Below are 430 nucleotides of genomic sequence, written 5' to 3' on the forward strand. Positions count from 1 at the left end.
CCATCAGCGTGCGCAGGTCGCGCTCGGCGTCGCGCGATTGATGGACGAGCTCGAACAAGTCCTTCAGGCCCGGCCCACCCTCGTTTTCATATTTGAGCAGCGGTGACGTGGCGGTGGCTTGGCAGAAATCCTCCTGGACCAGGCGAAGCAGACGCGAACCGCTCGTCGAGACGATGCGATCGAAACGTTCGACCACCAGCACGCGCTGGGTCCCGAAAGCGGCGATTCTTGCGCTGGCGGTCGGCACGCCATAGGCCTTGAACAGGCGCAGGCACAGCCACTCGTTGTCCACCTAGGTGCTGAAATCGGCACGCCGGCCGCCGATCAAACCCAGCGGCAGCTTGAAGATATGCGTGGTAGGCGTGGCGCCGCGCGGCTTCATGCATCGACCGTTCCACCACAGGAAGGCGTCCTTTTCCTGCGCGCCGGC

1 pseudogene is annotated in these 430 nt (G+C 64.2%); it reads right to left on the bottom strand.

The annotated features are described in order from the left end of the window. A pseudogene (locus tag HW466_RS31550) lies at window positions 1-430 on the bottom strand (HipA domain-containing protein); the annotation flags it as partial.

It is taken from the genome of Burkholderia territorii (assembly GCF_902833055.1).
Taxonomy (GTDB): Bacteria; Pseudomonadota; Gammaproteobacteria; order Burkholderiales; family Burkholderiaceae; genus Burkholderia; species Burkholderia territorii.